Origin of the sequence: Mesorhizobium sp. M0659, assembly GCF_040320605.1 — a bacterium.
Lineage (GTDB): Bacteria > Pseudomonadota > Alphaproteobacteria > Rhizobiales > Rhizobiaceae > Mesorhizobium.
This window is the reverse complement of sequence record NZ_JAMYPY010000057.1, coordinates 1-1153: the sequence shown is the minus strand read 5'-3', so window position 1 is coordinate 1153 and position 1153 is coordinate 1. Positions and strand designations below refer to the sequence as shown.

General features: G+C 57.8%; 2 protein-coding genes and 1 tRNA gene. All 3 read right to left on the bottom strand.

All coding sequences use genetic code 11. The features are described from left to right. Positions 1-105: 105 nt before the first annotated feature. Positions 106-348: a GIY-YIG nuclease family protein gene (locus NKI31_RS31775; protein ID WP_023687274.1), complete on the bottom strand. Its 243-nt coding sequence runs from the start codon at positions 346-348 to the stop codon at positions 106-108. Between the two features lie 268 nt (positions 349-616). Beyond that, positions 617-707, bottom strand: a tRNA-Ser gene (locus tag NKI31_RS31770). A gap of 56 nt (positions 708-763) precedes the next feature. Beyond that, positions 764-1153, bottom strand: a 390-nt coding sequence (locus NKI31_RS31765) for a hypothetical protein (protein ID WP_352653451.1), incomplete at its 5' end; no start/stop codon positions are given.

Genomic DNA, 1153 nt, shown 5'->3' with positions numbered 1-1153 from the left:
GAATCGAACAAGATAGTGAAGCCGGCGACAAGCGTTTTCACTGTAATCAATTGTTATTGTTGAAGTTTATGAAAAGATGGACCTTTGCGGCAGGTGATGCGGCCATCACCACAGGCGCTTGTTGGCGAAAGCATGCCCTGAACCGGATTTGAGATAGCGCTCGAATGAAGCTGCCTTGGCCTGGTTCGAAGAGGCCATAAAGGTGACGATCCGCCACGGCAGAAACTTGGATGTATGGCTGGATTTCCCCGCATTGTGCTCGACAAGCCGCCGTTTCAGGTCCGTCGTTATGCCGATATAGCGTTCGCCTTCCGCAGCCGTACTCTCCAGAAGATACACATACCACATGAGCTGCTCTCCTTTGCCGGGGCTTCGGAGGGCATCCTCTCCGCCATCCTGCTTCGCGCTGAGGTGGGCTTGTCCTGCGAAGCTCGAAGAGCGAAGCAGGACTGCCAATCGAATTTGCAAGGGATTCTCTGGGCTTACGCTGTGCGGCACGTAGCACGCCACACGGTCCGGCCCTCCTACGCCAAGGCTTCGGAGGGCATCCTCTCCGCCATCCTGCTTCGCGCTGAGGGTTGGGCTTGTCCTGCGAAGCTCGAAGAGCGAAGCAGGATGGCGGAGAGGATGGGATTCGAACCCACGAGAAGCTTTTGACCTCTACTCCCTTAGCAGGGGAGCGCCTTCGACCACTCGGCCACCTCTCCGTTGCGCCGCTGGATAAAGAAAAGCGCGGGCACAATCAACAAGCCGGCGCCATTATCTATGAAAATTCCGGATTCGGCTGCGGCGTCGCCTTTTGCATGCGGCGAATCTGCGGCGGCTCCCTGGCCGGCGAGTCGGCAGCAGCGCCGCAATTCCGGCGGCGATCGCCGGATTCGGCCGCAATGCGGCGCGCTGGACAAGGCTTCCGGGCCCTTCGATAGTTAATGAGAGCTTTCTGACTGAGGCCAAATCGTGTCATTTGTGCAACAACGCCGGGGGATAGCACCCGCACAGCCCTTTTGCCGGTACGATCGTGGTTGAACGCCGCCGCCTCATGGGTAATGTCGATTTCGAAGGAGCGGCGCGGTGCGCATCTTTTTCGGTAGTGGGGATGGGGCAGGGAACGCTGTCCTTCAGCAAAGAATACCCAGACCCGTTTTTTAACTTT